This is a genomic window from Paenibacillus sp. CCS19 (genome assembly GCF_033239625.1).
Taxonomy (GTDB): Bacteria; Bacillota; Bacilli; order Paenibacillales; family Paenibacillaceae; genus Paenibacillus_T.
Map to the genome: position 1 here is coordinate 25,886 of NZ_BTCK01000062.1, position 7,186 is coordinate 33,071.

The following is a 7,186-nucleotide window of genomic DNA, read 5'->3' on the forward strand; positions in this document are numbered from 1 at the left end:
GGAGGCGAGGAGCATGCGAACACGATATTACTCAAAGGTCTCGGCCTCTCGTTCTCCGCGGACCCGCCGCGAGTTGTCGGAACAGGAGAAGCAGCCGCTGGATCTTGCGCTCGCAGTCAACCTTGAGCGGCTTCAGGCGATCTATACGAGTTGTTCGGATTTCATTGTACGCAAGTTTGCGATCGGCGGCCAAATTGAGGCTGCAGTCATCTATATTGACGGTTTGTCCGATACGAGCGGGATTGAGAAATTTATAATGACTCCTCTCATGAACGAACAGAAAGTGGAAGAAGCTAATCTGCTCCAGTTGGCAGAGAAGCGAATTAGTGTATCGGATAAAAAAAGAGTAAGCACTATGGGGGATTGCATAGGCGCGATATCAAACGGCTTGCCAATCCTGCTGCGCGATCAAGAAGCGGTTGGGCTGGCCTGCAGTTTGTCCAAATGGGAACAGCGATCGATTGAAGAACCGGCGGCAGAGTCGACGATTCGAGGACCTCGGGAAGGATTCACTGAAACGCTTCGGGTCAATACTTCGATGCTTCGGCGAATCATCAAAAGCCCGCTCATGAAGTTTGAAACGATTACGCTGGGCGAATATACCCAGACCAAGGTGATACTCGCTTATATCGAAGGACTGGCAAGCGCATCGCTGCTGCAGGAAGTCCGGACAAGGCTGAGTCGCATTGATATCGATGGCATACTCGAGAGCGGCTACATCGAAGAAATGATCGAGGATACGCCTCGTTCGCCGTTTCCCCAGCTGCTAAGCACGGAAAGACCGGATGTCGTTTGCGCGTCACTGTTGGAAGCAAGGGTGGCCATTCTTACGGAGGGCAGCCCTTATGCTTTGATCGCGCCGATCTCCTTATTTACGCTGCTGCAATCTCCCGAAGATTATTATCAACGATTCTGGGTAAGCACGGTCATTCGTTGGCTCCGCTATTTCTTTGCCATCATGTCTCTCCTTCTGCCGTCCTTGTATGTAGCAGTACTCACCTTCCATCAAGAGATGGTGCCCGGATCATTGCTAAGCAGCATGGCAACTGCACGTGAGCCTGTACCATTCCCGGCACTTATCGAGGCGCTCATGATGGAAGTGACATTCGAGGCGCTGCGCGAAGCAGGCTTGAGACTGCCCAAGCAGGTTGGTGCAGCCGTCAGTATCGTCGGTGCGCTCGTCGTTGGACAGGCTGCGGTTCAAGCCGGCCTAGTATCTGCGCCGATGGTTATTGTCGTCGCGATTACAGGGATCGCTTCTTTCATGATTCCGCGGTATGTTACGGGGATTGCCATACGAATGCTGCGTTTTCCGCTTATTATTCTAGCAGGTACATTAGGACTGCTCGGCATTATGATGGGGATTATCGCCATTGTACTGCATATGTGTGCGCTTAAGTCGTTCGGTATGCCGTTTCTTCAGACGATTGCAACGCCTAAGTTCAAGGAGTTGAAGGATATTCTCATCCGAGCGCCTTGGTGGGCCCTTGATACTCGGCCCCAATTATATGATGATCAGCCCGTATCGCATCGGCAGCCCGTGAAACAAACGACGGGGACTAAGCAGGAAGGCGAAAGCTAATCATTCATGAATAGCGGGGGATAATGGTGCAGGACAAAGAGACGATTTTACCGATACAGCTATCCTTCATGCTCTATACGACTGTGATGGCAACCGGCTTCTTAGTGCTTCCGGCGCTGGGATCTTTATATGCCCCTTACGACTTCTGGATGTCGAGCATCCTTGCGATGATTCCGGGCGTAATCAGCATAGTCCTTGCGACAAGCCTTCACACGCGGTTTCCGGGCTTGACGATTATCGAGAGCGGTCAACGTATCGTCGGCAAGGTATTCGGCAAGCTGATCGGCTTGCTGTACTTTATTTATTTCCTTCATTTTACGGGCGTCATATCCAGGGAATATGCCGAATTCGTCAAGGGCTGCTTTCTATTTGATACGCCTATGATGTTTGTCAGCTGCTCGCTGCTCCTGCTGGCAGCCTGTGCCGTAAGGGGCGGTGTCAACGTTTTGGCGAAGAGCGCTGTTATTTTTACTGTCCTCTTCATGATGCCGCTTCTGTTCCTGCTGCTGTTGATACCGGATCTGAATTGGACGAATATACTGCCGATGCTGAGTCAAGGTATGGTTCCTGTCATGAAGGCGACGTTCGTTCCTCAAAGCTGGGTGAGCGAGTTATTTCTCATCACCTTTTTACTTCCTTATGTAAAGGATCAGAAGAAAGCCAAACAATGGGGGTATGCGGCATTAGGCATGATTGGAATCAGCATGCTGCTGATTGACCTCGTGGTCTTGTTGTTGCTTGGACCCGATACAAGTAATAAAACGTACCCTGTTCTGGTGGCATTTCGCTACATGAGCGTCGGTGGATTTTTTGAAAATCTGGAGGCTCTGCTGCTTGCGATGTGGGTTATGGGCAATCTTGTGAAGCAAAGCGTGGTTCTGTATGCGACAGTCATTAGCTTCAGCCAATCTTTCGGTATCTCGGATTTTCGGTCTCTAGTATTCCCGATCGCCATCCTGGCTGCCGTTTTCGGAATATGGGATTTGCCCAACATCGCGGCTATCCAAAGCTTGATTGAGAAGATCAGCGTATTCGAAATACCCTTATTTATGATTGTTATACCCCTGCTGCTGCTCCTTATTGCATGGTTGACCGGTCGAAGGGGCACGAACCAAGGAGGCGTTAACGGACGATGATCAGGCGTCTCATTCGCTTTTCCTTGCTTATTCCTTTAATTGTCATGCTGACTGGCTGCTGGGATCGAATAGAACTGAACGACTTGTCGCTGGTCACCGCATTGGCACTCGATGTAGGAGAGAATAACCAGATCGTCACAACGATCCAGTTTCAGCTGCCACGAAGTCTGAGCGGCGTTGGCGGAACTGGCGGGGGCGGCGCGAGTCGGGATACTGCTGTACGACATGCGCAAGGCACCAATATCGCGGATGCTCTGTCCAAGCTGCAGAGAAGGCTTCCGAGGAAGCTATTCTGGGGCCAGTGCAAAATATTCATATTTAGTCATGAGGTAGCAAAGAAAGGGATACAGGATTCTGTCGACTTCCTTATACGCCATCCGCAGCCGCGTGAAAGATCCTATGTATTCGTAAGCGATGGCAGGGCAGCGGATTCCCTTGAGTTGTTCCCTCCGCTTGAACGTACCTCCGCAGAAGTGCTTCGCGAATTATCGGATATGAATCTTGGCTTCAAACTTACGCTCGAACAGCTGAGCATTAAGCTGATTAGTGAATCGAAGGCGTTTGCGATTCCATATATTCACATTCTGAAGAAGAGCAAATCGGCAGAACCGCAACAGACCATTCCCTATATATACGGCACTGCGATCATGAAGGACGATCGCATGGTCGGAGCCATGTCGGAGAAGGTCATGCGCGGGATGATGTGGATTACCAATGAAGTCGGCGAATATACGGTAACCTTCGGAATGAAGGATGATTCAGAAGGGCTTATCTCCCTTAAGCCGATTAGAGCCAGAATAAAGCTTGTGCCTTCGATTCGCGGCGATCAGTGGATAATGAAGATCAAAGCGCATGTTGAAGGCGATATGGTGCAAAATGAGACAGCCTATAACCCTGCTGATCCTACCGTTTTATCCAAAATGGATAAAGCATTCGAAGAAGCTGTCAGAAGACGGATCGAGTTATGTCTGAATCAAGCGCAGCACAAGTTCAACGCTGACATCTTCGATTTCGCTGGCGCGTATCATCGCAAATATCCGAAGCTGTGGGAGCGAGAGAAGAAGAACTGGGATCAGCGGTTCCCGCAAGTGGAAGTAAAGACAGAGATAATGGCACATATCACTCGTTCCGGTCTGATTCAAGCACCTGGCGGAATGCCGAAGGAAGAGGTAATCGAGTAATGAGGTACGGACTCTGGATCGGCGTTACATTAGCGGTTATCGCGATAGGGTTCATGGAATGGCCGAAGATGCGAAGAAAGCCTCCTCAAGATCGGGTGGCTTTCATCTGTCTCCTGCTTCTCGGATGGGGAATGTCCGCTCTGAACCTGCCGCATACGCCCGGTCCTACGCAGCTGCTGATGGCGGTGTTTAAACCACTGGCATGGCTGGTGGAGCCTTGAATATTGGATTGGAGTTTGAAATTTTGAAAAAGGGATGCTAATCATCGTCTCGGCTTAGCTCGTCCAGCGTTCGGCCAAGTCCTGGCGCCAGTCGATCAAGGAACCAATCGACTTCCGGCATCGCAAGCTGTGCAAGCTTCTGTTCGATCTCCATCTTGGCGACGGCGAATTCTCGGTTGCCCGATGCGACCTCGGAGACGCATTTGAGATAAGCGTCCAGCAGGTCAGCGGCTTTGAGCATCGCATGCAGCTCTTGCTCGGATTCACTCGGCGGACTGGACGAATCATGAATGCCGAGCAGGGAGGCATATGCGCCGCGCAGCGGCTGTGGCACCATGCTGTGCAGCCGTTCTGCGGCCATTGCCTCGATCTCGCGAAAGCTTGCGAGCATCTTCGGATTGTGGTGCTTGACCGGTGTCGGAATGTCGCCGGTGAATACTTCCGTTGCATCATGAAAGAGTGCCATTGCAGCCGCGCGGTCGGCGTTTAGCGATCTGCCGAAGATGGCGTTGCCGATCTCGCACAACATGTGGGCAAGCAGCCCGACATGAAACGAATGCTCTGCTACGCTTTCTTTCGTCGTGTTGCGCATGAGGCTCCAACGCTCAATATATTTCAATCGGTACATATAAGCAAAAAAATCGCTCTCCATGCTGGCTCAGTCCCTTCATTTCTTCAAATATCTCGCTGATCCGCTCGTACCCGTCGTTGTCCATCTATGCTATTATAAAGCTTAGTGGTTTAAGCGACTAGAGAGGAGCAATCATACGATTATGCAGCATTTTGAAGATAGCGTGTACAAATTAATTGTCGAAACGTCTACGAATCTACCAGGCGACGTTCGCGTCGCGATCAAAGCAGCGCAGGAGGCAGAGGACCGCGCGACGCGCGCCGGCTTGTCCTTGTCGACGATTGCGACCAATATCGAAATGGCGGAATGCAACGTATCTCCGATTTGCCAAGATACAGGCATGCCAACATTCATCGTGCATACGCCAGTCGGCGCGAATCAGATCGTGATGAAGGCGGCGATTCGCAATGCGATCGCGCGCGCAACGAAGGATGGCAAGCTCCGCACGAACTCCGTTGACTCCCTTACGGGGTCGAATACGGGCGACAACCTTGGACCAGGTACGCCGGTAATCCATTTTGAACAATGGGAGAAGGAAGACGTCGATGTGCGCCTCATTCTGAAGGGCGGCGGCTGCGAGAACAAGAACATTCAATACAGCCTCCCGATGGAGATCGAAGGACTCGGCAAGGCTGGCCGCGATCTTGACGGCATTCGCAAGTGCATCATGCATGCGATCTATCAGGCACAGGGCCAAGGCTGCAGCGCGGGCTTCATCGGCGTTGGCATCGGCGGCGACCGGACGACAGGTTACGAGCTGGCGAAGCAGCAGCTGTTCCGTCGTGTCGACGACACGAACTCGAACGAAGAGCTGCGTAAGCTTGAAGAATATGTGATGGACAATGCCAACAAGCTTGGCATCGGTACGATGGGCTTCGGCGGCGCGGTTACGCTGCTCGGCTGTAAAGTCGGCGTGATGAATCGTCTGCCAGCAAGCTTCTTCGTCTCCGTCGCGTACAACTGTTGGGCGTTCCGCCGTCAAGGCGTGCTGCTGGATGCGGCAACGGGCGAGCTGAAGGAATGGATCTATCCGCAAGGCTCTGAGCTGCCGATGAATGCAGGCACGGAAGCGGGCGAAGCAGCAGAGGTTGCAGCAACGGATGCTAGCGAGCGCCGCGAGTTCCGGATGACGATGCCGCTGACGGAGGAGCAAGTTCGCGAGCTGCGCGTTGGTGATATTGTCATCCTCGACGGTGAAATGCATACGGGCCGCGATGCGCTGCACAGCTACCTGATCGACAACGATTCCCCGATCGATCTGAACGGCGGCGTTATCTATCACTGCGGACCGGTTATGCTGAAGGACGACAACGGCTGGCATGTTAAGGCAGCTGGTCCAACGACGAGCATTCGCGAGGAGCCTTACCAAGGCGATGTCATGAAGAAGTTCGGCATCCGCGCCGTTATCGGCAAAGGCGGTATGGGCGCGAAGACGCTTAAGGCACTGCAAGAGCACGGCGGCGTTTACTTGAACGCAATCGGCGGCGCAGCGCAGTATTACGCAGAATGCTTCAAGAAGGTGAACGACGTTCACTTCCTGAAGGAGTTCGGTATTCCAGAGGCCATGTGGCATCTGCAAACCGAAGGCTTCGCGGCGATCGTCACGATGGACTCGCACGGCAACAGCCTTCACGCTGAAGTCGAACAATCCTCGCGCGAGAAGCTGGAGCAGTTTAAAGCGACGGTATTTAAATAATTCAACCCACCCAAACCCTCCCTTTCAAGGGAGGGTTTGGGTGGGTTGTGCCCTCTGGACTCCCCCGCAGGACTGGTCTAGGGACGTTGAGTGGATGGGGCTCATTGGGTTGTGACCGAGGGACGTGTCCACGTGAGCATACAGTTCGATGCGCCTGAGTTGCTGTGTGCAGGTGCTCGCTTTCGTCCCTCTGGGACACACTCTATTTTTGGAGCACCTGCCCTATGGATCCCTTCGGGATCTGAGAGCTGAATTGAAAAGCAATACAAAAACCAAAAGCTAGGCATTCGAGGGACAAGTCCCGAATGCTTAGCTTTTGGTTTTTGTTTAGTAATGGTTCCATACGATTATGGGTGTTAAATCCCGAAGGGATGACCCAGCAGGTGCACCAACCGTAGAGCGTGTCCCGCAGGGACGAAAGCGAGCGCCAGCACGCACAAACAAGGGAGCGACGAACCGTGTGCATACGTGCGAACCGGCCTAGACAAACCCAGCATACCCAATCCCGTCGTCGTATCTAGACCAGTCCTTCAGGGAGTCCAGAGGGCAGATGCCCTCTGGAGCCCTCCCCTTTGAAGGGGAGGGTTTGGGCGGGGTAGTGTCAATAAAGTTTAAATATAGGATTAAAGAAGCTCGTCCCGCAGGGACAAACAATAGTATTTATAACACTTATAGAGGTGTTAAATCCCGAAGGGATGACCCAGCAGGTGCACCAACCGTAGAGCGTGTCCCGCAGGGA

General features: G+C 52.5%; 6 protein-coding genes. 5 read left to right on the top strand and 1 reads right to left on the bottom strand.

Features of this window, described 5'->3' with window-relative positions:
- Positions 1-13 precede the first annotated feature (13 nt).
- From SBI19_RS27035 to SBI19_RS27050, 4 genes are read left to right on the top strand one after another with little or no spacing between them, the layout of a single operon-like run.
- Positions 14-1,582, top strand: a complete 1,569-nt coding sequence (locus SBI19_RS27035) for a spore germination protein (RefSeq protein WP_317972638.1) — start codon at positions 14-16, stop codon at positions 1,580-1,582.
- A 23-nt stretch (positions 1,583-1,605) separates the two neighbouring features.
- On the top strand, positions 1,606-2,718 hold the full coding sequence (locus SBI19_RS27040; RefSeq protein ID WP_317972639.1) for a GerAB/ArcD/ProY family transporter: 1,113 nt from the start codon (positions 1,606-1,608) through the stop codon (positions 2,716-2,718).
- A complete protein-coding gene (locus tag SBI19_RS27045) occupies positions 2,715-3,899 on the top strand; it encodes a Ger(x)C family spore germination protein (protein WP_317972640.1) in 1,185 nt (394 codons plus the stop codon). The genes SBI19_RS27040 and SBI19_RS27045 overlap by 4 nt, the downstream gene beginning before the upstream one ends.
- Complete coding sequence (locus SBI19_RS27050; protein ID WP_317972641.1) at positions 3,899-4,120, top strand: hypothetical protein; 222 nt, start codon at positions 3,899-3,901, stop codon at positions 4,118-4,120. The genes SBI19_RS27045 and SBI19_RS27050 overlap by 1 nt, the downstream gene beginning before the upstream one ends.
- 37 nt (positions 4,121-4,157) lie before the next feature.
- Here the strand turns inward: SBI19_RS27050 and yfbR are convergent, their stop codons facing one another.
- Positions 4,158-4,772: a 5'-deoxynucleotidase gene (gene yfbR / locus SBI19_RS27055; protein ID WP_317972642.1), complete on the bottom strand. Its 615-nt coding sequence runs from the start codon at positions 4,770-4,772 to the stop codon at positions 4,158-4,160.
- Between the two features lie 121 nt (positions 4,773-4,893).
- Here yfbR and SBI19_RS27060 point away from each other — a divergent pair, with 121 nt between their 5' ends.
- Positions 4,894-6,447, top strand: coding sequence for a FumA C-terminus/TtdB family hydratase beta subunit (locus SBI19_RS27060; RefSeq protein ID WP_317972643.1), 1,554 nt, complete (start codon positions 4,894-4,896; stop codon positions 6,445-6,447).
- Positions 6,448-7,186: the final 739 nt, after the last annotated feature.

What these genes read in the sequence shown, in the direction of transcription:
- SBI19_RS27060 (WP_317972643.1), top strand. Translation starts at nt 4,894, where the DNA reads ATGCAGCATTTTGAAGATAGCGTGTACAAATTAATTGTCGAAACGTCT.
- SBI19_RS27035 (WP_317972638.1), top strand. Translation starts at nt 14, where the DNA reads ATGCGAACACGATATTACTCAAAGGTCTCGGCCTCTCGTTCTCCGCGG.
- SBI19_RS27050 (WP_317972641.1), top strand. Translation starts at nt 3,899, where the DNA reads ATGAGGTACGGACTCTGGATCGGCGTTACATTAGCGGTTATCGCGATA.
- SBI19_RS27040 (WP_317972639.1), top strand. Translation starts at nt 1,606, where the DNA reads ATGGTGCAGGACAAAGAGACGATTTTACCGATACAGCTATCCTTCATG.
- SBI19_RS27045 (WP_317972640.1), top strand. Translation starts at nt 2,715, where the DNA reads ATGATCAGGCGTCTCATTCGCTTTTCCTTGCTTATTCCTTTAATTGTC.
- yfbR (WP_317972642.1), bottom strand. Translation starts at nt 4,772, where the DNA reads ATGGAGAGCGATTTTTTTGCTTATATGTACCGATTGAAATATATTGAG.